Source organism: Sphingobacterium sp. InxBP1 (assembly GCF_026191775.1).
GTDB lineage: Bacteria > Bacteroidota > Bacteroidia > Sphingobacteriales > Sphingobacteriaceae > Sphingobacterium > Sphingobacterium thalpophilum.
Genome location: NZ_JAINDX010000048.1, coordinates 25,026 through 49,790, shown reverse-complemented (window position 1 = coordinate 49,790; position 24,765 = coordinate 25,026). Strand labels below are relative to the sequence as shown.

Annotated in this window: 26 protein-coding genes; 13 read left to right on the top strand and 13 right to left on the bottom strand. The window is 46.1% G+C overall.

The window, feature by feature from the left end; all coding sequences use genetic code 11:
- Window positions 1-165 precede the first annotated feature (165 nt).
- The 3 genes from K7A41_RS18095 to K7A41_RS18085 are packed head-to-tail and all read left to right on the top strand — an operon-like array spanning window position 166 to window position 2,345.
- Window positions 166-1,206, top strand: a complete 1,041-nt coding sequence (locus tag K7A41_RS18095) for a bifunctional transcriptional activator/DNA repair enzyme AdaA (RefSeq protein WP_028069658.1) — start codon at window positions 166-168, stop codon at window positions 1,204-1,206.
- A 42-nt stretch (window positions 1,207-1,248) separates the two neighbouring features.
- Window positions 1,249-1,701 carry an MFS transporter gene (locus K7A41_RS18090; protein ID WP_265714800.1) on the top strand — a complete coding sequence of 151 codons (453 nt, stop codon included), beginning with the start codon at window positions 1,249-1,251 and terminating at the stop codon, window positions 1,699-1,701.
- On the top strand, window positions 1,698-2,345 hold the full coding sequence (locus tag K7A41_RS18085; protein ID WP_265714799.1) for an MFS transporter: 648 nt from the start codon (window positions 1,698-1,700) through the stop codon (window positions 2,343-2,345). Before K7A41_RS18090 ends, K7A41_RS18085 begins: the two co-directional genes overlap by 4 nt.
- A 108-nt stretch (window positions 2,346-2,453) precedes the next feature.
- On the opposite strand, the gene K7A41_RS18080 is transcribed toward K7A41_RS18085, so the two are convergent.
- The 5 genes from K7A41_RS18080 to K7A41_RS18060 all read right to left on the bottom strand — a co-directional run bounded on the left by K7A41_RS18080 (window position 2,454) and on the right by K7A41_RS18060 (window position 6,510).
- Window positions 2,454-3,206, bottom strand: coding sequence for an SDR family oxidoreductase (locus tag K7A41_RS18080; protein ID WP_265714798.1), 753 nt, complete (start codon window positions 3,204-3,206; stop codon window positions 2,454-2,456).
- Window positions 3,207-3,236: 30 nt separating this feature from the next.
- Complete coding sequence (locus K7A41_RS18075) at window positions 3,237-3,662, bottom strand: YybH family protein (RefSeq protein ID WP_265714797.1); 426 nt, start codon at window positions 3,660-3,662, stop codon at window positions 3,237-3,239.
- A 152-nt stretch (window positions 3,663-3,814) separates the two neighbouring features.
- Window positions 3,815-4,681 carry a helix-turn-helix domain-containing protein gene (locus K7A41_RS18070; protein ID WP_265714796.1) on the bottom strand — a complete coding sequence of 289 codons (867 nt, stop codon included), beginning with the start codon at window positions 4,679-4,681 and terminating at the stop codon, window positions 3,815-3,817.
- Between the two features lie 47 nt (window positions 4,682-4,728).
- The gene (locus K7A41_RS18065) at window positions 4,729-5,538 is read right to left on the bottom strand and encodes a helix-turn-helix domain-containing protein (RefSeq protein ID WP_028069664.1); all 810 of its coding nucleotides are present in this window, start codon (window positions 5,536-5,538) and stop codon (window positions 4,729-4,731) included.
- Window positions 5,539-6,510, bottom strand: a complete 972-nt coding sequence (locus K7A41_RS18060) for an aldo/keto reductase (protein WP_265714795.1) — start codon at window positions 6,508-6,510, stop codon at window positions 5,539-5,541. It abuts the gene before it with no gap.
- A gap of 213 nt (window positions 6,511-6,723) precedes the next feature.
- Between K7A41_RS18060 and K7A41_RS18055 the strand changes: the two genes are divergently transcribed.
- Window positions 6,724-7,236 (top strand): ClbS/DfsB family four-helix bundle protein, encoded by a 513-nt coding sequence (locus K7A41_RS18055; protein ID WP_028069666.1) that lies wholly within the window; start codon window positions 6,724-6,726, stop codon window positions 7,234-7,236.
- Between the two features lie 31 nt (window positions 7,237-7,267).
- Here the strand turns inward: K7A41_RS18055 and K7A41_RS18050 are convergent, their stop codons facing one another.
- On the bottom strand, window positions 7,268-8,146 hold the full coding sequence (locus K7A41_RS18050) for a helix-turn-helix domain-containing protein (RefSeq protein ID WP_232048751.1): 879 nt from the start codon (window positions 8,144-8,146) through the stop codon (window positions 7,268-7,270).
- A gap of 42 nt (window positions 8,147-8,188) precedes the next feature.
- Between K7A41_RS18050 and K7A41_RS18045 the strand changes: the two genes are divergently transcribed.
- Window positions 8,189-9,136, top strand: a complete 948-nt coding sequence (locus K7A41_RS18045) for an NADP-dependent oxidoreductase (RefSeq protein ID WP_265714794.1) — start codon at window positions 8,189-8,191, stop codon at window positions 9,134-9,136.
- 118 nt (window positions 9,137-9,254) lie between these two features.
- On the opposite strand, the gene K7A41_RS18040 is transcribed toward K7A41_RS18045, so the two are convergent.
- Both K7A41_RS18040 and K7A41_RS18035 read right to left on the bottom strand, forming a co-directional pair.
- Window positions 9,255-9,572: a nuclear transport factor 2 family protein gene (locus K7A41_RS18040; protein ID WP_265714793.1), complete on the bottom strand. Its 318-nt coding sequence runs from the start codon at window positions 9,570-9,572 to the stop codon at window positions 9,255-9,257.
- Window positions 9,573-9,596: 24 nt separating this feature from the next.
- Window positions 9,597-10,388, bottom strand: coding sequence for an SDR family oxidoreductase (locus K7A41_RS18035; protein WP_028069670.1), 792 nt, complete (start codon window positions 10,386-10,388; stop codon window positions 9,597-9,599).
- Window positions 10,389-10,516: 128 nt separating this feature from the next.
- Here K7A41_RS18035 and K7A41_RS18030 point away from each other — a divergent pair, with 128 nt between their 5' ends.
- Window positions 10,517-10,876: a winged helix-turn-helix transcriptional regulator gene (locus K7A41_RS18030; RefSeq protein ID WP_265714792.1), complete on the top strand. Its 360-nt coding sequence runs from the start codon at window positions 10,517-10,519 to the stop codon at window positions 10,874-10,876.
- Here the strand turns inward: K7A41_RS18030 and K7A41_RS18025 are convergent.
- The 5 genes from K7A41_RS18025 to K7A41_RS18005 form a co-directional block, all read right to left on the bottom strand.
- Window positions 10,856-11,032: a hypothetical protein gene (locus tag K7A41_RS18025; protein WP_265714791.1), complete on the bottom strand. Its 177-nt coding sequence runs from the start codon at window positions 11,030-11,032 to the stop codon at window positions 10,856-10,858. The two genes, K7A41_RS18030 and K7A41_RS18025, sit on opposite strands and share 21 nt — an antisense overlap.
- A gap of 25 nt (window positions 11,033-11,057) precedes the next feature.
- Complete coding sequence (locus K7A41_RS18020; RefSeq protein WP_265714790.1) at window positions 11,058-11,429, bottom strand: SDR family NAD(P)-dependent oxidoreductase; 372 nt, start codon at window positions 11,427-11,429, stop codon at window positions 11,058-11,060.
- A 16-nt stretch (window positions 11,430-11,445) separates the two neighbouring features.
- Window positions 11,446-12,270, bottom strand: a complete 825-nt coding sequence (locus K7A41_RS18015) for a helix-turn-helix domain-containing protein (RefSeq protein ID WP_265714789.1) — start codon at window positions 12,268-12,270, stop codon at window positions 11,446-11,448.
- Between the two features lie 5 nt (window positions 12,271-12,275).
- The gene (locus tag K7A41_RS18010) at window positions 12,276-13,691 is read right to left on the bottom strand and encodes an aldehyde dehydrogenase family protein (protein WP_265714788.1); all 1,416 of its coding nucleotides are present in this window, start codon (window positions 13,689-13,691) and stop codon (window positions 12,276-12,278) included.
- A gap of 188 nt (window positions 13,692-13,879) precedes the next feature.
- Entirely contained in the window at window positions 13,880-14,104 is a 225-nt protein-coding gene (locus K7A41_RS18005; protein WP_265714787.1) for a hypothetical protein, read from the bottom strand.
- Between the two features lie 227 nt (window positions 14,105-14,331).
- Here K7A41_RS18005 and K7A41_RS18000 point away from each other — a divergent pair, with 227 nt between their 5' ends.
- From K7A41_RS18000 to K7A41_RS17970, 7 genes are all read left to right on the top strand, one after another.
- Complete coding sequence (locus K7A41_RS18000) at window positions 14,332-15,282, top strand: Rpn family recombination-promoting nuclease/putative transposase (RefSeq protein ID WP_265714786.1); 951 nt, start codon at window positions 14,332-14,334, stop codon at window positions 15,280-15,282.
- A 350-nt stretch (window positions 15,283-15,632) separates the two neighbouring features.
- Window positions 15,633-18,791: a SusC/RagA family TonB-linked outer membrane protein gene (locus tag K7A41_RS17995; RefSeq protein WP_265714785.1), complete on the top strand. Its 3,159-nt coding sequence runs from the start codon at window positions 15,633-15,635 to the stop codon at window positions 18,789-18,791.
- 11 nt (window positions 18,792-18,802) lie between these two features.
- Window positions 18,803-20,260, top strand: coding sequence for a RagB/SusD family nutrient uptake outer membrane protein (locus K7A41_RS17990; RefSeq protein WP_028069676.1), 1,458 nt, complete (start codon window positions 18,803-18,805; stop codon window positions 20,258-20,260).
- Between the two features lie 68 nt (window positions 20,261-20,328).
- Window positions 20,329-21,009, top strand: a complete 681-nt coding sequence (locus tag K7A41_RS17985) for a FadR/GntR family transcriptional regulator (RefSeq protein WP_028069677.1) — start codon at window positions 20,329-20,331, stop codon at window positions 21,007-21,009.
- Window positions 21,010-21,061: 52 nt separating this feature from the next.
- Complete coding sequence (locus K7A41_RS17980; protein WP_265714784.1) at window positions 21,062-22,708, top strand: sialidase family protein; 1,647 nt, start codon at window positions 21,062-21,064, stop codon at window positions 22,706-22,708.
- Between the two features lie 21 nt (window positions 22,709-22,729).
- On the top strand, window positions 22,730-23,653 hold the full coding sequence (locus K7A41_RS17975; RefSeq protein ID WP_265714783.1) for a dihydrodipicolinate synthase family protein: 924 nt from the start codon (window positions 22,730-22,732) through the stop codon (window positions 23,651-23,653).
- Window positions 23,634-24,731: a galactose oxidase gene (locus K7A41_RS17970; protein ID WP_265714782.1), complete on the top strand. Its 1,098-nt coding sequence runs from the start codon at window positions 23,634-23,636 to the stop codon at window positions 24,729-24,731. The genes K7A41_RS17975 and K7A41_RS17970 overlap by 20 nt, the downstream gene beginning before the upstream one ends.
- Window positions 24,732-24,765 lie beyond the last annotated feature (34 nt).

The following is a 24,765-nucleotide window of genomic DNA, read 5'->3' as shown; positions in this document are numbered from 1 at the left end:
AACCTCATCCGCACACGACTTACCACCGCTCAGCACGTCGCTTGAAACCTCCGGTTCATCCACATCCAAAGATTCTTTAGGTGAGAAAAATACTTGTTAATTTTTCGGTTGTGGATAGGTTCTAACACTGGTAAATTTGTTTCATAAATCATAGGTAATTGTATTATGGAATTAAGTTTTGAGCAGATGTATCAGGCAATATTAGACAAAGACATCAAATATGAAGGGGTGTTTTTTACTGCCGTGAGGACAACAGGTATTTTTTGTCGGCCATCCTGTACCGCAAGAAAGCCGAAACCTGAAAATATCGAATTTTTCAGGTCTACTAAGGAATGCATCCTTCGCGGATATCGGGCATGTAAAGTATGTCATCCACTTGAGCTGCTGAGCGAGACGCCTTCCTATATCAAAAAGATTATCTCCGAGTTATCTGCAGATCCAAGCTTAAAATTCAAAGACTATGATTTACGTCAGCGTGGTGTCGAGCCCCATCAGTTGAGACGCTGGTTTTTAAAAAACCACGGTATGACATTTCATGCTTATCAGCGGATGTACCGTATAAATTCAGCATTTAAAAAGATCCAAAACGGTGAATCTGTAACAGACGTCGCTTTTAAGTCAGGATACGAATCCCTTAGCGGTTTTGCGGATTCTTTTAAGCATATTTTTGGAGTTTCTCCTAAACATAGCAAGCAACAAACTATAATTGATCTAAAAAGGATCGAAACTCCGCTGGGCACAATGTATGCCTGTGCTGTAACGCAAGGCATATGTCTACTCGAGTTTACAGATCGAAAAATGCTGGAAACAGAGTTTAAAAATTTAGCAAAAACACTTAACGCAACGGTCGTGCAGGGCGACAATCCCCATTTTCCCTTATTGGAAAAGGAACTCAGAGAGTATTTTGAAGGAAAGCGGCAAGAATTTACAGTGCCTCTATATAGCCCCGGAACGGAGTTCCAGAACCGGGTATGGGAAGCGCTCAAAAACATTCCCTATGGCGAAACTAAAACCTACAAGCAACAAGCAATTGCCATAGGCAGCGCAGATTCGGTGCGGGCGGTCGCAAACGCGAACGGATTGAATAAAATTTCGATCTTAATACCCTGTCATCGCGTCGTTGGGACAGACGGAAGCCTGACCGGTTATGGAGGCGGTATCTGGCGTAAAAAATGGCTTTTGGAACTGGAGGGCAAAAAATCTTAGGCACTCCCTCTACCGATCTACAATACTAAATCCCTTATTCTTATGAAAACCGTTAACAAATGGTTTGCACTATGTGTAGTGCTTACTGCACCCTTGCTATATGTAATTGATATCTTTATTATCAATATCGCGATTCCGACCATCAAGACAAATCTATACGCTTCCGATGGTGAAATACAATTAGTAATAGCCTCATATTTGTTAGGCAGCGCCTGCTTTCTGATAACTGGCGGGCGAGCCGGTGACTATCTAGGTAAAAAGAAAGTTTTCTTTTGGGGAATGCTGGCATTTACAATCACATCCTGCATTTGCGGATTATGCCAAAATGCGACACAATTAAATATCGCACGTTTTTTTCAAGGCGTTAGTTCCGCATTTATGGTAACTCAGTCTATTTCATTAATTCAAATTTTGTTCACAGACAACAGGGAAAGAGCAGTTGCAGCTTTATTACCATTCAACAAAGGAAACTGGCACGCAAACAAGATCCTTTGATTGATATCTCATTATTCAAATTAAAAGATTTTAAAGTAGGTTTATACGCCGTACTGTTTCATTTTATGCTTCACACGGCCTATTTATTGATTGTTGCTGTTTATTTACAAAGTGGATTGGGCATATCAGCCTTGGCCTGCGGTATGTATTTTATTCCCCATGCTATTCTATTTATGATTTCATCGGTCTGTGCGGGAACACGCCTGCCTCGATATGGCAGGCGTGTTCTTCAGCTGGGCCTCTCGATCATTTTAGTATCCTTTGTTTTACAAATGATATTCTTTTCGCACAGAGACCATCCATTCATTTCTATGCTGTTGATAGGACTGTATGGATTAGGCAACGCTTTAGTTCTTCCGTTTCTATTAAACGTGGTATTGGATAGTATTGAGGAAAAAGATGCAGGTGCAGCTTCGGGAATATTCTCTACATTTCAGCAGACAGCTTCTGCATTAGGAATAAGTATCATCGGCGGAATTTTCTACTCAGTTTTGGAGCATGAATACTTCAAGAATAATTATCTTTTTGCTCTACAAGTGGGATTGTCGGTGGGCATCTTTTTTCTGATCATAGTGTGGCGCATGTTATCGAAACTACCTCATTCTTACAAACCGAAAAAAGCAATCTTACATAAATTTGAATAAAGCTTTCGAAGTAGTGTGTTGGCAGCCGTCCGTGACAGGTACGATGCCAACACGTTCAATCAAATGCAGTCATCAATGGCGGCATGGTCTGAAATAGAACCACACACTTTACGTTTCCAAAGTACGTAGTGCCCAGTCCTCAAAATACACCTTCCCAGCACTGTACTGTCCTGCAGGTACCAGCAAGAATGCCGGAATCAACAGATGCATATATTTGCTCTCCTCATCAGATACCACTCTTGTGGGCTTTCCAGTTATCTCTATATATTTAGCAACAAAATCATCCATACTTCCTCTCACGGGTCCCGCAATTTCTACAGTACCATTTTTTGGCTCTTCCAGCGCGTACCGAACAATAAAATCTGTGACGTCTTCCAGCGCAATAGGCTGATACTCGACCTTGGAAACAAATACCTTGTCTCCGTTTCCCTGTACCGCGATGATCGCGTCCGTATGCTCATGAAACTGTGTTGAGCGGACGACTGTAAACGGTATTCCTGAATGTTTAATATGATCTTCCTGAAGTTTCTTTGCACGCAGATAACCGATATCCTGCCCATCGTCTGTCCCGACAATGGAAAGAACGATATGATGTTTAACACCTGCTGCTGATTCAGCTTTCACCAGATTCTTTGCTGCCGTTTCAAAAAACCTGATGGCATTTTCTTCCTCCGGAGACGAGGAGTTCGAGAGGTCGATCACGATCTCTGTCCCCTCCAGGGCGATGGAAAGACCTTCTCCAGTGATGATATCCACTCCATGCGAGGGCGAACCAATGATCACTTCATGGCCAAGATTTTTCAATTTCTTTGTGACTAGTCTTCCGGTAAGACCTGTACCACCGATTACTAAGATTTTCATATATATATTATTTAAGTTTCATACAATTGATTACAATAAGTTACGTACCCGCACACCAAACGGGTTTCCAAACCAGCATCTCCAGTATCCGTCAATTCCTTTCTTCGCGTAATCATTGGAAGTCCCGGATATATTTACAATATCACCGTTCTTTTTTGTCCCGATAATTTTCCAGTCCAATATCAATGCAGCCAGGTTGCCCGCAGCATAGATATTTCTAACGTTAATTCTTATTGGCAGCCCGAATCCGAAAGAATGCAGTAGCTCGGCGGCAATTTCGTTTCTTCCGCGCTTTGGTTCTCCTTTGCTATTGATAACGACTGCATCATCCTCATAGAAGCTAAGCATGGTTTCAATATCTCGGGAGTTAAAATGATCCACAAGAGAATCAACAATTCCTTCAGGGGTGGCCGACAGTCTATAAGTTGGGCTTCCCGCGATTTCACAACCTTCCATACGATCAAAAAATTACATTAAACACAATGCACTATGGCATTACTTATCATAATGCAAAATTGATCAATATATGGATGCCCCAACACTCACAAACGACGGTAAAAGGTGGACAAAAAAGGGAATAGGCGGTAAAAGCTGAATGCAGCAGTGACCTAGGGCTGATTGGGCTGCGGGCGATATGTCTTACGGTAATCACCTGGCGATCTTCCGGCTTTTTTTGTGAACAGCCGGATGAAGTACTTTGGATCCTTATAGCCCAGTTGATAGGAAATTTCCTTGACAGTCATTTCCGAGTAATAGAGCAAGCGCTGTGCTTCATTCAATAGCTCCTTTTGGATGAGCTGGGACACAGAATGGCCTGTCACCCTTTTTACTACATCATTAAGGTGTGCCACAGAGATGTTTAACTTTTCTGCATACTCCGAGGGGCGCTTTAATGTGCGAAAATCCGCCTTTACAAGATTTCTGAATTTTTTTGCGATGCTGATGGCCCGCGTCCCTGCTTTGCTGGAGTCGTCCAACATGCTACTCTCAAAGGATAGGGCCGCCTGGGCAATAAAGGCTGAAAGAAGAGGCTGTTCTACTTCCATCCGGGAGCCTCCATTCAGGCCTTTCAATTTTATCATTGAATCAAGAGTTGATTTAAACCACCCGTATTCAATGCCGGATAGGGGGACTATCCACGTGTCTGCTAAAGAACTTTCAAGCGCTGTCTTTGCGGATTCGGTAAGATGGCGGCCTTCAAATGAAATGTAATAGCCTGCTGCACCTACGACCTTGATAATCTGATGAACCTGGTTGGGTGGGCAAACAAAAAGAGTTCCCGCAGGCATCGTTAAGCGCTCAAAATCGAAGATAACTTCCAGCGTTCCAGATCCAACCAGCATGCACGTATAGTGGTCATGCCTGTGCGGATTTAGAGCTTTTATAATGCCCGGTGTGGATCCGTCCCAAACTCCAACAACAATATTACTGCTGTAGTCCATACTGTTCAATAAAATAGCACCATGTTTCGACATATCAAGTACTTTGATCTCCTAAGTTAGTGTTTTTTTGTCGATTAACCTTATCTACCAGCAGTCGGTGCCTTTCCAAATTTCTTTTTAAAGGCGTTAGAAAAATGGGAGAGGGTTTCAAACCCAAGATCCAGATAGATAGATGAGGGCTTTTTGTTCTTACGTTCAATTAGATGCCGCGCCTCGTCCAACCTTTTGTGCTGCAGCCACTTCCGTGGGGGCATGCCAAAGGTCTTCTGAAAATCTCTTTTGAAGCTGGAGAGGCTTCTCCCTGTGAGCTGAGCGAACTTTTCAACAGGAACATTGAAATGATAATTACTGAGCATAAATCTTTCCAGGTCTATCTTATAAGGTTCAGAGAAATCAAACAAAAAGTTGCGGAGCGCCGGAACAGCAAGCAACATCAATTTGATTCCCTCTTTCACCTTCAAAAGTCCCATTTCATCAGTCATTTCAGCACCAGAGCTGCGGGCGTAGGGAAGGATGGATTGAAAGTACCCTTTCAAAAAATCATTATTCGGAAGACATAGATTGAGGAGCCCCGTATATTTACCCTGAGCCTCCAATTTTTCTTCAAGAGCGATTTTGCGCATCAGGTCCTCCTGAAGCGATATGACCACCGTTTCATAATAGCCACCATTTTCTGGTGTTTTGGTGAGTGTCCCTAGCTGATTTTTGTGGACAAGCAGTACTTCTCCGGCACTAATGACGATATTCTGCTCCGAAGTCTCCAACGTCATCTGACCCGAAACCTGCATGACCAACGTGTGGTGGTTCCAGACACAGGCCTTTTCTTTCCGCTGTGAAGAGAGGTACGAATAAAATATAATGCCGGGAAGGATTTCTGCTGGGCTTTCCATTTATCGTTCTAGATAGGTGCTGCCTTTGATGGCCCCTGCTGCAAAGGTACTGTTTAAAATGTTCATTTCCTCCGTTGTAAAGACAATATCCATAGCCGCTATGTTTTCAGGCAGTCTTGATCTTCGGCTCATGCTGACCAATGGCATGAAGTTCTCGCCCTGTTCCTTAACCCAGGCTATTGCCAGCTGTGTAGGTGTGGCACCTTTGCTGCGAGCCATCTCCTTCAGAACGTCGACTTTTTTGAGATTATGTATGAGATTATCGCCCTGAAAACGGGAGAAGTGATTTCGGTAATCCTCCAGCGGGAAAGGTAATTGCAGGTCACCCGTTAAGAGTCCTTCAGCCGTATTGGCAAAAGCTACTACAGCAATTCCCAATTCTTTAGCAGCGGGCAGCAGCTCACGTTCGATCTGACGGTCTGCCAAAGAATAGCCGATCTCCAATGCACTGATCGGATAAACACTGTTGGCTTCCCGAAGCTGCTCGGGAGTTATCTCCGACACGCCGATATGGCGGACTTTGCCTTCCTCAACAAGTCCGGCGATTGTTCCGATGATATCTTCAGTCGGAACGCTGCCATCCATTCTGCACGGCTGGTAAAGATCAATCGTATCAATTCCCAGCCGTGTCAGCGAGTAATTCACAAAGTTTTTGATTGATGCAGGCCGCAGATCCAGACCGATCCATTGACCGTTGTGGAACATAGCGCCAAATTTGACACTGATAAAAGCATCATCCCGTCTTCCCTTAATCGCTTTTCCAATGAGCATTTCGTTGTGACCTGCACCATAAAAGTCTCCCGTATTCAGGAAGTTGATTCCGTAATCCAAGGCTTGATGAATAGTAGCTATACTTTCCGTTTCATCCGCTGTCGGGCCACCCCATACTGATGACATCCGCATGCATCCCAGACCAAGTTTTGAAACCATAGGTCCGTTATGACCTAATTGAATTTTCGTAATTTCTGACATGTGATCGATTTTAATGTTACAGAACAAAGATCTCAATTTATAAACTTCCCAGCTTTCTCCTATGGTCCAATTTACTTGTCTGTACGGTCCAGTGACGCCGAGCCGATGAAGTCGTCGTCTAGACCGTGCATGTAACAGCACTTTGGATGATCTTTTAAGAAGCGCGGTTTGAAATGGCTTTTGTAAATTTGGTAAAAATCTATTTTATCCGATATGGCTGTACCCGTTAATAAAGAAGAATTAAAAAAAGCTATTGAAACGAATTATGATAAGCTGAAAAATGAATTATCGACCATTCCTGATGAATTAACGACCGTCACAGATCTAGAAGGACACGCAAAAGGTACCACAATGAGTATTAATAATCTTGTTTCTTATCTGATTGGATGGGGAGAATTGGTACTGAAGTGGAATTGGAAAAAAGACAATAATGAGCTGGTAGATTTTCCAGAAACTGGATATAAATGGAATGAGCTCGGCAAGCTCGCACAGAAATTCTATAAAGATTATGAGCACCTTGACTTTCGTACATTATGTGATAAACTAGATGAGACAGTTTCTCAGGTTCTTAATCTAATTGAGCAAAAATCCAATGCTGAACTGTATCAGATCTCCTGGTATGAGAAATGGACTTTAGGAAGAATGATCCAGTTTAATACCTCTTCGCCTTATACTAATTCAAGAAGGAGGATTCGTCAGTGGAAAAAACAACATAACATTACATAGGGTTCGCTGAAACAACGTCAGATAGGAAACATCAGTTACGTATACCGATGCGATAAGCTTTGAGGCTCAATCCTTTGTGTCTTTTGAAAAACTTATTGATGTGACTCTCATCTGCGAAACCAAATTCAGCTGCGATCTCATGCACCCTTCGGTCGCTGAACCGCAAACGGTGTTCAATCTGTCGAATGCGGTAGGAAGAAATATATTGCTGTATGGATTCATTGCACTGCTTGCGAAAATAGTTACCAAGATAAGTTGGCGATAGGTTAAACTGTTGGGCGATTATTCCAATTTTCAGTCGGTCCGGGAAACGGATGTGCTCCTGTATGTAATTCAGGATATTTAATATACGCACATCAGCATGAGCTGAAAGATTTTCAGGTTTTGTAACCGATATATTTCTCGCCGCAACAACAATAATTGCGTTGACAAGATGCCTTAACAGATCTTCTTGATAAACATTGTGCTGGCCAACGGCACGTTGGATAACAGCAATTAAAGAAGCAACCGCCTGCCTATCATCTGCATTAACCAAAATAGATCCGGAAAGGTGGGATGCATAGTATAATAAACATTCGATATGGTCTATGCTCCGCCAGCTGTAAGTCTTGACATAATTTGGGGCAAATCGGATGATCATAAATTCACAAATACCATCGAGATCAAATGCGTGACAATCCTTAGGTGTGATCAGAAATAAATCTCCGGCAGCGAAAGCCACATGGTTACCATTAATCACGTGGTATCCCTCGCCCGATATAACATAAACAAATTCAAAGAAATTAAACTGGCGGTCGCGTAAAGGACAGCAGTCAACTTTCTCATAATATACCTCCAACGATTCATACAAATTCTCTCTGGCCATAGGTGCAAAGATACCCAAATACACTTTAAATGTACCTGTTTTCATAGCATTTATCGGTCTATTTTTGTATCAAACAAATAATTAAACATGAAAGCAATTGTCTTGAAAACATTTGGTGGCATCGAAAATCTATCCTATGAAGATATTGAAAAGCCTAAAATTGAAGCCGATGAGGTATTGATTAAAGTAAAAGCGCTAAGCATTAATCCTGTTGACGTCAAAGTGCGTGGTAGACAGGCTCCATTGGCAGAAGATCTCGTAAGCTACCAGCCCCTGATCCTGGGTTGGGATATATCAGGAGAGATTATTGAGAAAGGGGGGGGCGTAAGCCACCTAGCCATTGGAGATGAGGTATTTGGGATGGTCAATTTCCCCGGTCACGGCAGAGCCTACGCGGAGTATGTCGCAGCACGAGCAGATCAGCTTGCCCTAAAACCTCGTAATATAAGCCATACGGAAGCTGCTGCAAGCACACTCGCAGCTTTGACCGCATGGCAGGCATTCGATAGTTATGGTAAACTGAGACCGACTGATCGCGTCCTAATTCATGCAGCATCAGGCGGAGTGGGGCATTTTGCCGTACAGATCGCAAAATATATCGGAGCGCATGTTATTGCAACTGCATCAGCAGCTAACAAAGATTTTGTTTTAGGTTTGGGGGCAGACGAATATATGGATTATACAAGCACAGCCTTTGAGGAGGTGTTGGAGCCCGTTGACTTTGTTCTTGAAGCCATTGGTGGTAGTAATTTTCAAAAATCCGTGCATGTGCTGAAGCCATTTGGGACAATAGTAACCTTACCTTCGGGGCATGTTAAGGCCGATGAATGGAAAGCTCAGGAGAAGAAACTTCATGCCTGTTATTTTATGTCGGTGTACTCCAGTGGGGATGATATGCGTTCCATTGCATCGCTACTGGAGAGCGGAGTGCTGAAACCGCACATTTCCCATGTTTTCAGTTTTGACGAAGTGGGTAAGGCACATATGCAGATTGAAACGGGCCATACAGTTGGTAAAGTTGTCGTCAAGTTATGAGCAAAATACATGCAGAAATAAAATTTGAATATAACTGAATATAAAGACGTATAAACTAGTTTAAACGCAAAAAGCTGAGGTTTACACTTCAGCTTAAACTAATTAGAACTTTGCTATGCTAAGTCGTTATTTTCAGGTAATTAATTTGGCCGTTAGACAATCTGAAATGATATTTCAAAACAAGAGGACTACCGGGAAATAAACCTGAAATCTCTGCTGATAAGATGCTTTCGCTTTCATTAAAATCCAATGGTTTCATAGTCGCCCTGTACTCTCTGTTGGCTATGTTAATCCAGTTTTCAATTTCAATTTTTCCATTGTGGGTTTTTCCCTCATCAAATACTTCCGCATCTTCAGTAAAACAATTTGCGTAAGCTGCACTGTCAAATTCATTTTGTGCCTTCACTAGGTCAGAGATAATGTTTGGTAAATTCATATTTTCTATTATTCTAGATGATTGTTAAATAGTCGGTACTGTTCCGCCGTCAATTACATATTCTGTTCCTGTTAGATAACTGGCTCTTGGCGAAACAAGGAAGCCGACGAGTTCAGCTACTTCTGCAGGTTCAGCAGGTCTACCGAAAGGAATACCTCCCAACGCATCCATTACGTCTTGTTGCGCTTCTTCTATGGTACTGTTGGACTTTCTTGCAATTTCGCCCAGCCAGGCCTCCGATGCGGTGGTATTGATCCAGCCGGGAGAAACCGTCAGCACACGAACGCCTTTAGGAGTAACCTCGTTCGATAAGCTTTTGCTATAGTTTCTCAATCCTGCTTTAGCCGCTGCGTAAGGTAAAGTTGAATCGTATAGAGGTAGTTTGCCCTGAATAGATGCAATGTGGATGATCACTCCGTTTTTGCGTTCTATCATCTGCGGTAGAAAACCCCTGTCCAGACGGATCGGAGCCAAAAGGTTAGCCTGCAATGTCGATTCCCAATCCTCATCGCTGAGTGCAGCGAACCCGCCAGCAGGCGTAGATGATCCACCGAGGTTGTTTATCAGGATATCTAGTCTGCCATAGCTCGAAAGCACTTCGCTCACTACTTTTTGGGCCCCCTCTGCTGTACTCAGATCGGAAGCAATGAAATGCAGCTTGCTGTTTTCTAGTTCAGGTGAATTTCTGGCGGTAATCACCACTGTTGCACCAGCCTGTAGCAGCCTTTCCGCAATAGCCCTTCCAGTACCTTTAGTACCACCTGTTACCAAGGCAATCTTGTCTGATAACTCATTGTTGAAATTAAATTGTTCCATTTTTATGAATTGTTTATAGGACAAAATTGGGCTATAAAAACAGCCTGTACAAGTACGGAGTTACGATTCAAATAGGGATAAATTCTTCCCCTATTGTACAAATCGGAACATACCTTTAATTTTGAAATATGTATGAGAGAAAAATAATTCCGAACCTGAACTGCGGTCTTGACCTGATAGGTGAAGTGCTTTATGGCAAATGGAAAATACGGCTGCTCTGGTTTATTGAACAAGGGCACAAAAGACCCAGTGAATTGCAGCGTAAAATACCGGATGCCACTCGACGGGTACTGAACATCCAGCTGAAAGAACTGGAGGATCACGAGCTTGTCATCAAGAAAATATATCCTGTCGTGCCACCAAAAGTTGAATATTCGCTCACAGATTTTGGGAAGAGTTTGATTCCGGTGATTTCCGCATTGGGGCACTGGGGTGATCAACACGAAGAACGACTGAGAAGAGTAATTTTAAAACGAATTCCAGGATAAGTGGAAGGAAATCTCGTCCATGTCCGTTCCCCAGCCAAATTTAGGAGCTGCTTGCTCGAGCCATAGTTCCACCATGGGATTGATGATGGCTCCGGGTGATACGATATTAGAGGTGATACCCGTATCTTTAAGCTGCCTCGCCAGCGAAGCGGACATATTATGCCGCGCGGCAAGAGTAGCATTATAATGTGGCTGTTCCTTTATGGGCTGTGTTGGTATTGTACAGCTCAAGCCAGTCCTGCGTACTTGCTTCACCCCACGCTTTGTGCGAAGTAACTCCGGCATTATTGACCAGTATATCCACCGGTCCGCATGAGAGTGCTGCTGCAGCTACGGCATCGGCGCCTTCATCTGTCGTAAGGTCTCCGATAGCTACTGCTACTGATCCACCGGAAGCGTCAATCTCCGCAGCTACAGCTTCGGCACGTTCAACGTTACGCCCATGTATAATTACCATGGCACCTTCACGTGCGAGCATTTTGGCAATAGCTTCGCCCAATCCGGAACTAGATCCGGTTACCAAGGCACGTTTACCCTTTAATTGTATGTCCATTTTAAATGATTTTTTGTTATGAATGTTTTTTATTTGGCGCATAACCAAATTCCTTTTTGTAGGCAAAGGAAAAATGGGAGAGGTCCTCAAACCCCAGATCCAGGTACACATCGGATGGTTTCTCTTTTTGCTGTTCGATCAAGAAACGGGCTGTATCCAGACGCTTCTGCAACAGCCATCTGCCCGGACTAGTATGAAACTGCTTTTCAAAATCGCGCTTAAACCCCGAGAGGCTGCGGCCCGTAAGAAAAGCAAAACGTTCCATAGGTACATTGTAGCGGTAATGGCTGTTCATAAAAGCTTCCAGATCTATCTTACCCGGTTCATTAAAATCAAACAACACATTTTTAAAGGCAGGATTATGCTGAATAAGCAGCAAAACAAGCTCTCTAGCTTTTAGAGCAACAATGCGTTCATCCATTTGCTGCTGCAGGTAAGGAACCAAAGAATCTACAAAACCTTTCAATAATGCGCCTGACTGGATCAGCATTGCTGTATGGGGATTAATTATGCTATCGGCTTTCAACCCGTACTGCTCGCTCATTTCCTTTAAGGTGCATTGATCGATATGCACAGCTATAGACCTGAAACTTCCGTCTGTAGTACTTTTCACGTATTTGGTGAGCTGGTTGCGTCGGAAAAACCGGAAGTCTCCTTCATGATACGAGTGCTTTTGATCAGCAAGCCAGACATCCTGTTTACCCTGGAGGATATAGCTGAAGATATGATCTGCTACAAACGCTTCGCCCTCGATCGTATTGCCGGAATACGAATTCAGCACTATTCTAGGGCCTGTAGCAGCATCTTTTGCTTTTTCAGAAATATCATTTTTGCATTCCATAGCGATTAGCTTATGATTACTTTTGGTTCTAATTGTTCTTCGAGGCCATATAAGCCTCCTTCTCTTCCCAGACCCGATTGTTTAAATCCGCCGAATGGCGCCAGTGCATCGTGAGAGATCGTATTGATCGCGATCCTGCCTGCATTGATCTGTGCAGCCACTCGCTGCGCCCGCTCGATGTCTGAACTGCTTACATAAGCATGCAGTCCATATACGGTATCGTTGGCAATGGCAATAGCTTCTTCTTCAGTTTTGTAGGTAATAACGGATAATACAGGCCCGAAAATTTCTTCCTGTGCAATCGTCATATCATTACTTACACCTGTAAATATAGTGGGTTTGACGTAAAATCCGTTCTGAAATCCATCCGGTTTGCCCAGACCACCAACTAAAACTTCCGCTCCCTCGTCGATGCCACGTCTGATGTAATGCTGTATCCGGTCAAATTGTTTCTGACTGGCCATCGGCCCGATGACCGTATGCTCATCTCTTGGATCACCTACTTTTTGTGTAGCCATCGTTTTAAGCAAGATATCTTTAACCTCTGGCAAATCTGCTTCCGGTACCAGCAGTCGTGTACCAGCAATACAGGCCTGACCACTATTCATAAAGGCTGCATTTATCGCCAGTGGTATTGCAGTATTGAGATCAGCATCATTGAGAATGATGTTGGGTGATTTTCCGCTGAGTTCCAGTGTGACCCGCTTCATCGTGTCCACTGCATTACGGGCGATGATCTTGCCGACCATTGTAGAACCTGTGAACAGAATCTTGGCCACGGCAGGGTGGGTAGACAACACCGTACCCAAAATATCTCCGCGTCCATGGACCATATTGATTACGCCGGCTGGAAGGCCTGCCCTGTCGAAGCACTCGACCAGAACCTGAGATTGCATCGCACTCATTTCACTGGGCTTGATCACGACGGTACAGCCAGCTGCAATCGCCGCCGCCAGCTTCACGCATATGGAACCTGAATTGGCATTCCAGGCCGTCATGATACCAGTTACGCCGACCGGCACCATAGCCATTGCCGACTGGCCTATGCGGCGTTCGAAAGAAAAATCCTTAAGGATTTCCTTAAAGTAGAGGAAGGTCTCTGCGGCATACTGGTTTGACCAGCGCGACCGTTGTACTGTTGCACCGTACTCTGTTGTGGTTACTTCCTGCAGGTCGTCGAGACGCTCCATCAGCGCATCGTGTAATCGCTGTAGGTAGCCCATGCGCTGTTCTCTGCTTGTTTGAGAAAAAGAAAGTAAAGCTGTTGATGCAGCAACTATTGCAGCCTCCATATCCTGCTCATTGCCCAATACGACTTGACCGATGAGGCTTTCATCCGAAGGATTAATTATATCCATCTTGTCGGTACCTGTCGAAGGCCGAAATTGGCCGTCGACATAATGCTGGTTGATTATTTTCATTTTGCTGTCTTTTAAAACTCCGCTCAAGAGCATTGTTATCATTAACACAAAATTACTTCGCTACCGTCTTCGAAGGTTTGTTAGAAAGTCCAGATTACTTTGCTGAAAGGCTCAACTATAAGGGCATCTGTCTTTATATGAAAGATATAAGTAGTTTTTAATTTTCCCTTAACACCCAGATATTTGGGTCAATTTTTATTTCTTTTTAATTTATCAACAATAAAACCTATCAACCATCCCAATCCGCCTCCTATCAAAATATATACTACCATCTTTTTGATAAAGAATTGCCAGGAAATAATGCTAATTCCATATTCATCTATAGGAGCAGTATCCGAGTAACTTACTACTGAGTCCAAAATTGAAAATAATAAGCCTATGCTTCCACCTACTATAGTTAATACCTTTTTCATAACTTAATCACTAAGAACTCACGCAAGCTCACATTATCCGATGGATAGTGGATCGTCTTTATTTCAGGTTCAATATATGAATTTTATGGAGATCAGAAAATCATCCCGTCCCTTCAACAAAGGAGGCAGTCTTTCCTTCGTTACCGAGATGAATTGCTAATTATATTAGTAATTTAAATTTTATTCACTTATCTTTGTAGTATTAACCAATTTAAAAACAATGTATTATGATCGAGTTAAAGCAGTCGAAATATATCGATATCACGACAGATTACGGGTTTAAGAAAATTTTCGGATTAGATACGAATAAAGATCTTCTCATCGCTTTTTTAAACGAACTCTTCAGGGGGCGTAAAATCATTGCTGATTTATATTATAACAAAAACGAGCATGTTGGCGATACCGAGGATGTCGGTACCGTTATTTTTGATCTGACCTGCACGGCAGACAATGGCGAACGTTTTATTATTGAAGTCCAGCGCACGGCACAGGTTAATTTGAAAAAGCGCATGCTTTACTACAGTAGTAAGTTGATTGCGGACCAGGCCCCCAAAGGCAACCGCAGGGCTTGGAATTATGCAATTAGTGAAGTCTATATCATTGTGTTAATGGATGGATTTCGGATGCCTGATGCGGTTGAGGAAAACTATTTTTTGCACGATATTTGTCTATGTTACCGGGATCACGGTAAAATATTTTATGATGATCTAGGCTTTATTTATATTGAATTGGTTAACTTTGTTAAAGCTGAGGCAGAGTTAGATAATGATTTAGATCGTTGGCTTTATATACTCAAAAATATGTCCTCGCTAAAGGGACTTTCAAAATATTTGCGGAAACCGATATTTGAAAAGTTATTTCAGTTAGCAGAGTATGGCAAACTAAAACCGGAGGAACGAGAAATGTACAACATAAGTTTAAGGAATAAATGGGATGCGGAGAGTATCCGGAGTAGTCAGGAAGAGCTCTTGAAACGGGCGCGCGAAAAAGCAATGGCAGAAGGAAAAGCAGAAGGAAGAGCTGAAGGAAAAGTAGAAGGAAAAGCAGAAGGAAGAGCTGAGATAATCAAAAAACTTTTGCCGTTGAATAAATTTTCGATTTCGGATATTGCCGAACTGGCGAATGTCACTGTAGAGTTTGTAAAACAGATCGAGGCAGAGATGTCTAAAGGAAAATAGAACAAATTATTATTTAGGGTTTTGTGGCCGCTTGGACGATATCCAAGCGGCCTTTATTTTTCCACATTGCCTAAGAAAAGGAAGAAAGATTGCTGAAATCAAACGTATTATGAATGAAATAATATTTTTTTTGCTTTATCAATTTTTATTATCTAATTTTATGTAGTACATAACAACTATTCTACATAAAGAGAATAACCAATAGAGGGATACGATGGCTGATCCTAAGCCTTAAAAATAATGGAATATCGTGCTGGGCTGTAATAATTAGGATAGGTCATCGTCTGGAGGAGCGTCTGCAGGAAACGCTCATTTCCATTTTTGTTTTTTACACTTAAAAACCATAAATTATGATTTGGACAAGCAAAAAAGCGAGCTTATTTGTAGGTACCCAAATTTTCCTCGTATCATCCTTGTACGCGCAGCAGCGTGTCGAAGGTACGGTTCGGGATCAACAGGGGAAACCTTTACAATCCATTACTGTTTCGGGTCGGCATTCGGGCAACCGGACGCAGACCGATGCCAATGGAAAATTCCAGCTTGACCTGCAGCGGCTGCCGGACACTCTGCAGTTTCGCTCGGTCGGTTATCAGCCTTTGGACCGACAGGTGTCGGCCGGCGGCCCGCTGACTGTCGAACTCACCGCCACAAACCGGAGCCTGGATGAGGTGGTGGTGGTTGGCTACGGTACACAGTCACGCCGTACGCTGACCACTGCCATCAGTAAAGTGGATGGCAAGGCACTGGAAAATGTACCGGTCAGCACGGTGGGCGAGGGTCTGAAAGGAAAAGTGGCCGGCGCCCGTGTGTATCAGTCGAACAACAGTCCCGGGGCTGATCCCGTCTTTCGCATCCGTGGTGGCTCTTCGATCAATAAAACCAACGATCCCCTGGTTCTAGTAGACGGCGTTGAACGTTCTTTCTCGGGTGTCAATCCCAATGATGTGGAATCCATTGAGGTGCTCAAAGATGCGGCATCAACAGCGATCTACGGCTCCCGGGCATCAAATGGCGTGGTGTTGATTACCACAAAAAAAGGAAAAACAGCTGAACAGGCGACCATTACCTTCGACGCCACCTATGCTTTCCAGCAGCCGGAATCAAAGATGAATATGATGAGTGCCCGGGATTATATCCAGATCGTGCGGCCTGCGGTGGCCTTGAGCCCCAATCCCAATTACAATACGAGTTCGGGCTATTCGGCCAGTTCGGGCAACGATGCCAACTCCATTTATTCCACCCGTTACCTCCAGGCCGGTGAGGCTGTTCCTACGGGCTATCAGAGCATGCCGGACCCTTTGGACCCGAGCAAAACGCTGATCTTTCAGGACAACAATTACCAGGACCTGCTCTTTCGGAATGTGGGCTGGCAAAATTACTACGTGGGTGTCAATGGTGGCAGCCAGCTTGTCCGTTATGCAGGGAGTGCAGGTTACACGGATGACGGCGGTGTAGCCCTGGGTACAGGATACAACCGATTCTCCGCAAGAGGCAAGGGCGATGTAACCCTCTCCAGGAAGCTGTCTGTCAACACAGCCTTTGACTATTCCCTCACCAATTCCCAGGAGTTTGAAAATCAGACAAACGTCATCGCCCGGGGACTGGCGACTCCGCCAACACAGAAGATGTACTTTGACAACGGCCGGCCGACACCGGGTTACAATGCCACCTCGCCAAGTCCGCTATGGTGGGACTATACGCGCGATTATGGTACCAAAGACCGACGTTTATCGTTGATCGGCGGTCTTGACTATGAAATTGTTGATCGGCTTAAAGCGCAGATACAGATATCCAACTATTCCCATCTCTCCAACTATCACTATTTTGAAAAGGCACATGAATTTTCGGGATTGCGCAGCACCAAGGCGAGTCAGTCCCAGCTGGATCGCAGCAAAGTGGATGCCCTCTTAAAATATGATGCCAACTGGAACCAGGAGCATACCTTATCCCTGCTGGGCGGTTATTCGTATCAGCAGACGGATTTTAACTCCTTTAGTGCCACCGTCAACGGCGCCAGCTCCGACAAGGTGCCCACGCTTTCCGCCGGACCGAACAAAACGGGTGCCGATGAAGACGTTTGGCAACAGGTCCTGATCGGTTATTTCGGCCGTGCCAATTATGCCTTCAAACAAAAGTACCTGCTGATGGGTACCTTCCGTTATGACGGTTCTTCGCTCTTTGCCAAGGAAAACCGCTGGGGATTTTTCCCGGGTGTTTCAGCGGGTTGGGTGGTCAGCCAGGAGCCTTTTATGCGCGATCAGCAAACGGTCAACTACCTAAAATTCCGTACCAGTTATGGACAGACAGGAAACAACTCCATTGGACTATACGATGCGCTAGGCAAATTTACCACCGATATCCGTTACGATGGCGCAGCTGGCATTTATGCTTCCACGATGCCCAACCGCGACCTGACCTGGGAGACCTCAACGCAGTTTGACCTTGGTTTTGATCTTGCCTTGTTCAGCAACCGGATTAATATTCAGGCGGATTACTTCAATAAGACCACCAAAAATCTGCTTTTCAGCGTGCAGCTACCCAATACCTCGGGCTTTTCCACGGTACAGACCAATGTGGGTAAAGTGCGGTTCCGGGGATTTGACTTTGAAATCGCTAGCGACAATATTCGGTCGGGCAAATTCCGATGGGACAGCAAGCTGACCTTGAGTTTTGTAAAAAACAAGGTACTGGAACTGCCTGACAATGGCCGCGACAAAAATCGGATCGGTGGGATTCAGCTGGCCGATGGTACAGCTTTTGGTGGCACCGCAGAGGGCGAATCGTTGTACCGTTATTTCGGCTACAAGGTGGACCATATCCTGCAGACGCCCGAGGAGGCTGCCGTGGCCCGTTACGATGAGTCGGCCCGTGGCTGGAGTCCTACGGACAAAAAGAACGTCAAAGGGCGCAAACTTGCTGGGGACTACGAATGGCAGGACCGCGACGGCGATGGCGTCATCAGCAGCAAGGACCAGTTTGAACTCGGTGTTACCGTGCCACATACCACGGGTGGACTGGCCAATAACTTTAGTTATGGCTCTTTCGGACTCAATATCTTTGTCGACTGGGCACTGGGACATTCGATCAACCATACGGCCTACATGCGCTATTTCATGAATACCTTTGCTAACAACTATACCTTGGTGGAGGAGGTCAACCAGACCTGGAAAAATGCTGGAGATCAGTCGAAGTATGCCCGGTTTACGGCCAATGATCCCGATACCGGTAACAGCAATTTCTCGCGGACCTCTGACGTGTTCAACTACAAAGGCGACTACCTCTGCCTGCGCGAAGTGTCCTTTCTATACCAGCTGCCGGATACTTGGAGCAAACGCATCGGGATCCGCTCCATGCAGCTGTCTGTTTCGGGACAGAACCTCTTTTATTTTTCTGCCCTGCGGGGAACAGGAATATCGCCCGAAGTGGGCGCATCCACGACCTATAGCAACGATTATTATAACTATCCGGCCATCCGTAAAATCGCGATCGGCGCTAAGTTAACCTTATAAACGAAATGAAAATGAAGACAAAAAGATTATTATACGGAGCGATGATATCCTTCGGCCTGCTATCAGCTGTGGCCTGTTCGGACAGACTGGATGTAGACCTAAAAGCCGCCATCAATGCCAATTCGATGTGGCAGGACGAAAGCGATGCCCAAGCTGCCGTAACAGGAGCCTACGTGCGCATGCGTAATACCTTCGCGACAGCTTATATTTTCTGGGGCGAATACCGCACCGCTTATTGGGGGCCCGGTCTCGAAACCAACGCAAACTACAGTACAGCTTTCTTAAATCAGCTCAACAGCACCCATACTCATGCCAACTGGAATAATTTATATACCACGATCAACGACTGCAACCTGATCCTCAAGCATGTGCCAGAAATCAGTTTTGCTACACCCGAAAAGAAGAATGAATACCTGGCACAGGCATATTTTATCCGCGCATTCTGCTATTACTGGATCGGCCGGATCTGGGGCGATGCTCCGGTGCTGACCGCAGGCTTTGAGTCGCCCAATCAGGAGGACCTATATCCCTCACGCCAGCCTGTTCAGGCTGTATTCCAGCTGGTCAAACAGGATCTGGACCGGGCAGAGGAACTGATGCCGGCGACAGCAACCAGAGCGCAGTATGGCAATCTGGACGCCATCCGTTTGCTCAAAACGGATTATTACCTGTGGATGGCAAAACAGCAGAATGGGGGCACAGCCGCTCTGAACCTGGCGAAACAGTCGGTTGATAAAGTGTTGACAGGCAAGCATGCCCTGATGCAGAAATTTGCAGATGTCTTTACCACGGAATTAAATCCCGAACTGATCTTTTGCTGGCGTATGACACAGGATGAATTTACGGGCGGATATCCTTCGGACTTTCTGGTTCCGATCCAATATATTTCACCGGGCCTGGTTGAAAACCCCATTAAGGTTGGCTCGCATCAGCAGTGGATCTTTCTGACGAATAATTACAAAACATTTTTGACGGAAAATGCCGCCGACACGAGGGCAAAAGTTAGTTTTGATACGGCCTTCGACAAAGATAAAAATCTGACCTTCCAATGGATCAATAAATATGCAGGCAAATGGGTCAATGGCACACGGATCTTTGAGTCGGACCTGGTTGTCTACCGCTATGCGGATGCCCTGTTGTTCAGCGCCGAAATCGAAAACGCGCTGGGGAATGAGCAGCTCGCCGTGCAGCAGCTCAACAAGATTGCAAAACGGGCCTATGGAATGGACAATTTTTATGCAGCCGGACTGCCGGCCGATGCGATCAATACTGCCATACTCAGCGAACGGAAAAAGGAATTTGTAGCCGAAGGCAAACTTTGGTGGGACCTGATCCGGCTGGGTGTCGTATTCAACGAGGTGGAGAGCCTGAAAAATCAGCAGTCCAAAAAGAATATCCTTTTATGGCCTGTACATGACAGCTCGATCAACACCAATCCCAATATCAAACAGACCGAGGGTTACAATTAATGCACTTGGATTGCTATTCTTTTTTTGTTAATTTGTAGAACATAATAAATGATTTATTTGCTTAGTATATGATAAACGACCTCACTCCAATAGCGACGAGTACCCGCGCTGACATAGTTGAAATACGCATAAGAGAATATCTTTCCAACAAAAAATTAAAAACGGGCGACACGCTGCCGACAGAACTGGAGCTTGCCGAGGCACTCGACGTCAGCCGCAACGTGCTACGTGAAGCCCTGAGCCGCCTGCGCATGCTGGGCCTGATCGAAACCAAAAAGAAGCGCGGTATGGTGCTGTCCACACCGGATATCCTCGGTTCGTTTGAACGGGTACTGAATCCGCAGCTGATGGACGACGATACCATGAAGGATATCTTCGAACTGCGTCTGGTCCTCGAACTGGGCATGGCTGAACTGCTTTACCTGCGCAAGACAGATCAGGATATCGCCGAACTGGAGCAGATTGTCAAGAAAGATAAAAATGCCAATGCCGAGGAGTTTAGAATCAGCCAGGAAATTGCTTTTCATGGCAAACTTTATGAAATCACGGGCAATACCACCCTCAAACGGTTCCAGACCATGTTGATGCCGATCTTTGGCTTTGTGCTGAGCAAAAGCCACCATAGCATTAAGTCGGAAGTCACACATAGCGATCTGCTGCAGATACTTAAAAACGGTAACCGCGATTCTTTTTCAGATGCCATGCGCGAACATCTGCGCCCACATCTTGAATTTCTGAAGGAGCGTTAGCCCCTTCTTTCTATTTTTTTAAATTTTTATGTAGTACATAAGTACCTAAAATATGCAAATAACCACAAAAATAAAAGACAGCCTGTTCACCCTGTTCCTGCTGCTGGCCGCTACGGCGGCAGTTGCACAAGTTCGGATTACCGAGCGCCACTATACCTTACCGGTATTAGCGGATCAGCCAATCAATATTCTCAAACGGCTGGAATTTACAGCCGACAAGCAACAGCAGGTTGAAGTCGAACTTACCCTAAAGGCCGACGCACTGGCAGCGGAACAGCTGGATAGCCTAAGCTGCTGGTTTGCCGGTACAGACAGTACCCTGCTGACGCATACGCCGAGCGCCGCACATCAGCGCGTAGCTGCACAAAAATGGAAGGGGAGAACCGGAAAAATAAAGGTGCCGCTGAAACTGGAAAAAGGTGTCAACTACCTGTGGGTAACCGCCAAGGTTCATCCATTCAAAAAGCTGGATCAGACTTTTGAGCTGGCCATAACGAAGGCCTCCCTAGCGGGGCTACCGTCCCAATCCCAGCTTTCGGGCAGGTTTGCGCGCTACAGACCGGCTGTTGCCGTACACCGGCAAGGTGCTGAGGGAGTCCATACCAGCCGTATTCCGGGGGTAATTACGGCCAGAGACGGCAGTCTGGTCGCGGTATACGATGCCCGCAGAGAGCTGGGCAGGGACCTGCAGGGTGACATCGATATCGGCGTATCACGCAGCCTGGATGGTGGCCGCAGCTGGCTGCCCATGGAGATTGCGATCGATATGGGCACATTCGGCGGGCTGCCGCAAAAATTCAACGGCGTCTCTGATCCCAATATCCTGCTCGACGAGCGAACCGGGACGATCTATGTTGCAGGACTGTGGATGCACGGTGTGCTGGACGAAACAGGCACCTGGTACCCCGGGGTCAAAGACGGCCGCGAGATCCACAATCATCAATGGAAAAATAAGGGATCGCAGCCGGGTTTTGGGATCAAACAGACGTCCCAGTTTCTACTGGTAAAAAGCGAGGACAATGGCCTGAGCTGGTCCAAACCGGTCAATCTCACCCATCTGAAACGGGCGGAATGGTGGCTCTGGGCTCCAGCCCCCGGACATGGCATCAGCCTGCAGGACGGCACACTGCTGCTGCCAAGCCAGGGACGTGATGAGACCGGCAAGGCATTTTCCAATATCACCTACAGCAAGGATGGTGGCCAAACCTGGAAAACTTCCAATCCAGCACTCGCGGAATCCACAACGGAATGCATGGCCGTACAATTGGACAATGGGGACATTATGCTAAATATGCGGTCAAACTACAATGCCACACACAAGGGCGATGACAATGGCCGTGCCATCGCCCTGACCAAAAATCTGGGCGAAACATGGACCGAGCATCCCACTTCACACAAGGCGCTGATCGAACCGACCTGTATGGCCAGCATCCACAAACATGTCTATCAAACAGAAGGGAACAGCAGCTCTGTCTTGGTCTTCTGTAATCCCGATTCCAAATTTGTCCGCGCCAATATCACCCTCAAGGTCAGCAAGGACAACGGTGATTCCTGGCAGCCCAAAGTTCTGCTCGACGAAGGCAAGGGGCGGGGATACTCCTGCATTACTTCCGTGGATCAGCAGACACTCGGCGTGCTGTATGAAGGTAGCCAGGCGGATCTAATATTCCAGCAGATACCACTAAAAGAATTGTTATAATCTCAAATATTGCTAGATAAAATGAATAAAAAGCATAAAATAAAAGGCTTGATCGCCGCGGCATTTGCCAATTATGACCAAGCCGGAAATATCGACCTGGACGGTATTCCAGCCATGACGGAGCACCTTGTCCGACAGGGGCTGCGGGGGATATTTATCTGCGGAACCAACGGGGAGGGACCGAGTCTCTCCACGGCCGAGCGCATGGCAGTTGCCGAACGTTATATCAAGGCCATTGACGGGCGGGTTCTTTCTTTTGTCCATGTGGGGCATAGCTCCATTGCCGAAGCCAAACACCTGGCAGCACATGCCGAAAGCATCGGTGCTGATTATATTTCAGCGGTCTCGGCTTTCTATTTCAAGCCCTCATCCGTGGAAAATCTGGTCGATGCCATGGCCGCCATTGCGGCCGCGGCCCCCAATACACCTTTCTACTACTATCATATCCCTGCTGTTACAGGCCTGCAGATCGATATGCTCCACTTCCTGGCCTTGGCAGAGCAGAAAATCCCAACCTTCCAGGGGATCAAATATACAGCGGCCACCTTACATGAATACCAGGCCTGCCTACAATATAAAGAGGGCAAGTACGATATCCTGTTTGGTTACGATGAACTGCTCTTGCCAGCACTGGCAGTGGGAGCGACCGGTGCCATTGGCAGTACCTACAATTACGCTGCGCCCCTTTATCTGGAGGTAATCCGCCGGTTTGAGGCTGGTGCCCATGAAGCGGCACGTAACCTGCATTTTGAAGCCGTGCAGATGGTGCAACTGCTGGTAAAATATGGTCCGATCCCAGTGCAGCGGGCTATTATGAAAAAGATCGGATTAGATCTGGGGCAGCCCCGGCTTCCATTGACGCTGTTGGATGAAGACAATGAGCAGCAGCTGCTTGCCGAATTGGAACATTCTAAATTCTTGGAGCATGTGGCATTATATCAGTAAACTTCTCTTATTTTATTTTTTGTTTATGGGATATCGTGATGGAATGGCACAGGCTCTGAGCAATCGGATGGTTTGGGATACAGCTGCTCAGGTCCCTGATCAGAGGGGGTATGCCGGGGCTTATGTTGGTCATGCACAAGGACATATGTACGCTTTGGGCGGAGCCAATTTTCCTTCGGGGATTCCACCTTGGGAAGGTGGGAAAAAGGTCTGGACCGACCGGATCTTTATCCTGAATAGCGACGGATCTTCGCAGGAAGCCTCCTTTCAGCTGCCCCGTCCAATGGGTTACGGAGCCTATGCTTCGTATCAGGACTGTATCTATCTGGCGGGTGGGAGTGATCAGTCGGGCCATCTCCAGACCACCTACCGCCTTGAGCTTTCGGTGGATAGCGGCAGGTTCACACGCTTGCCAGATCTTCCTGCTCCGATCGCCAACTGTGCCTCGGTCCGGATCAAAAACTATTGGTATGTCCTCGGTGGCATCAATAGCCCTGATGCCCTGACGGCAAACAATAATTGCTGGCGGCTGGATCTCGATCATCCCGAAAAAGGCTGGACGGTATTGAGCGCCATCCCTGGTCCGGGACGCATGCTTGCTGTCGCGGGTAACGCCGACGGGGAGTTGCTGATACTTTCAGGTGTAACACTGATCAATGGTAAGCGGAAGTATCTGAAAGACGCCTATCTGCAGACAGCGGATGGAGCGTGGCAGCAGTTGCCAGAGCTTGTCCATGCTGTCGCAGCGGCCCCCAGTCCCGCCGCCCTTGATGCCGGGGCGGGACAGCTCCTGATTTTCGGCGGTGATGACGGCACATTGGCTGCGGCAAGCCCAGTGGGGCATCCCGGCTTTTCAGACCGGATCCTGGCATACGATATCCGGCAGCGCAAATGGACCGATGCCGGTCAGATTCCTGTCCGCAAAAACAAGGGGCGAGGGGAGAGTCCGGCAACAGAGCTGCTGCCTCCGGTGACGACGGGGCTGCTGCAGCAGGATGATCAGATCCTTATCCCCATGGGTGAGGTGCGGCCCGGTGTGCGGACCAACCGTATATTAACGATCCATTTTAAACCTTGATACCCTAAACGATCGCAGTTAAAAGAACTTGTAT

Excerpts from the sequence above, each read along its gene's own strand:
- K7A41_RS18095 (WP_028069658.1), top strand. The coding sequence starts at position 166 with ATGGAATTAAGTTTTGAGCAGATGTATCAGGCAATATTAGACAAAGAC.
- K7A41_RS18090 (WP_265714800.1), top strand. The coding sequence starts at position 1,249 with ATGAAAACCGTTAACAAATGGTTTGCACTATGTGTAGTGCTTACTGCA.
- K7A41_RS18080 (WP_265714798.1), bottom strand. The coding sequence starts at position 3,206 with ATGAAAATCTTAGTAATCGGTGGTACAGGTCTTACCGGAAGACTAGTC.
- K7A41_RS18075 (WP_265714797.1), bottom strand. The coding sequence starts at position 3,662 with ATGGAAGGTTGTGAAATCGCGGGAAGCCCAACTTATAGACTGTCGGCC.
- K7A41_RS18070 (WP_265714796.1), bottom strand. The coding sequence starts at position 4,681 with ATGTCGAAACATGGTGCTATTTTATTGAACAGTATGGACTACAGCAGT.
- K7A41_RS18065 (WP_028069664.1), bottom strand. The coding sequence starts at position 5,538 with ATGGAAAGCCCAGCAGAAATCCTTCCCGGCATTATATTTTATTCGTAC.
- K7A41_RS18060 (WP_265714795.1), bottom strand. The coding sequence starts at position 6,510 with ATGTCAGAAATTACGAAAATTCAATTAGGTCATAACGGACCTATGGTT.
- K7A41_RS18055 (WP_028069666.1), top strand. The coding sequence starts at position 6,724 with ATGGCTGTACCCGTTAATAAAGAAGAATTAAAAAAAGCTATTGAAACG.
- K7A41_RS18050 (WP_232048751.1), bottom strand. The coding sequence starts at position 8,146 with ATGAAAACAGGTACATTTAAAGTGTATTTGGGTATCTTTGCACCTATG.
- K7A41_RS18045 (WP_265714794.1), top strand. The coding sequence starts at position 8,189 with ATGAAAGCAATTGTCTTGAAAACATTTGGTGGCATCGAAAATCTATCC.
- K7A41_RS18040 (WP_265714793.1), bottom strand. The coding sequence starts at position 9,572 with ATGAATTTACCAAACATTATCTCTGACCTAGTGAAGGCACAAAATGAA.
- K7A41_RS18035 (WP_028069670.1), bottom strand. The coding sequence starts at position 10,388 with ATGGAACAATTTAATTTCAACAATGAGTTATCAGACAAGATTGCCTTG.
- K7A41_RS18030 (WP_265714792.1), top strand. The coding sequence starts at position 10,517 with ATGTATGAGAGAAAAATAATTCCGAACCTGAACTGCGGTCTTGACCTG.
- K7A41_RS18025 (WP_265714791.1), bottom strand. The coding sequence starts at position 11,032 with ATGTCCGCTTCGCTGGCGAGGCAGCTTAAAGATACGGGTATCACCTCT.
- K7A41_RS18020 (WP_265714790.1), bottom strand. The coding sequence starts at position 11,429 with ATGGACATACAATTAAAGGGTAAACGTGCCTTGGTAACCGGATCTAGT.
- K7A41_RS18015 (WP_265714789.1), bottom strand. The coding sequence starts at position 12,270 with ATGGAATGCAAAAATGATATTTCTGAAAAAGCAAAAGATGCTGCTACA.
- K7A41_RS18010 (WP_265714788.1), bottom strand. The coding sequence starts at position 13,691 with ATGAAAATAATCAACCAGCATTATGTCGACGGCCAATTTCGGCCTTCG.
- K7A41_RS18005 (WP_265714787.1), bottom strand. The coding sequence starts at position 14,104 with ATGAAAAAGGTATTAACTATAGTAGGTGGAAGCATAGGCTTATTATTT.
- K7A41_RS18000 (WP_265714786.1), top strand. The coding sequence starts at position 14,332 with ATGATCGAGTTAAAGCAGTCGAAATATATCGATATCACGACAGATTAC.
- K7A41_RS17995 (WP_265714785.1), top strand. The coding sequence starts at position 15,633 with ATGATTTGGACAAGCAAAAAAGCGAGCTTATTTGTAGGTACCCAAATT.
- K7A41_RS17990 (WP_028069676.1), top strand. The coding sequence starts at position 18,803 with ATGAAGACAAAAAGATTATTATACGGAGCGATGATATCCTTCGGCCTG.
- K7A41_RS17985 (WP_028069677.1), top strand. The coding sequence starts at position 20,329 with ATGATAAACGACCTCACTCCAATAGCGACGAGTACCCGCGCTGACATA.
- K7A41_RS17980 (WP_265714784.1), top strand. The coding sequence starts at position 21,062 with ATGCAAATAACCACAAAAATAAAAGACAGCCTGTTCACCCTGTTCCTG.
- K7A41_RS17975 (WP_265714783.1), top strand. The coding sequence starts at position 22,730 with ATGAATAAAAAGCATAAAATAAAAGGCTTGATCGCCGCGGCATTTGCC.
- K7A41_RS17970 (WP_265714782.1), top strand. The coding sequence starts at position 23,634 with ATGTGGCATTATATCAGTAAACTTCTCTTATTTTATTTTTTGTTTATG.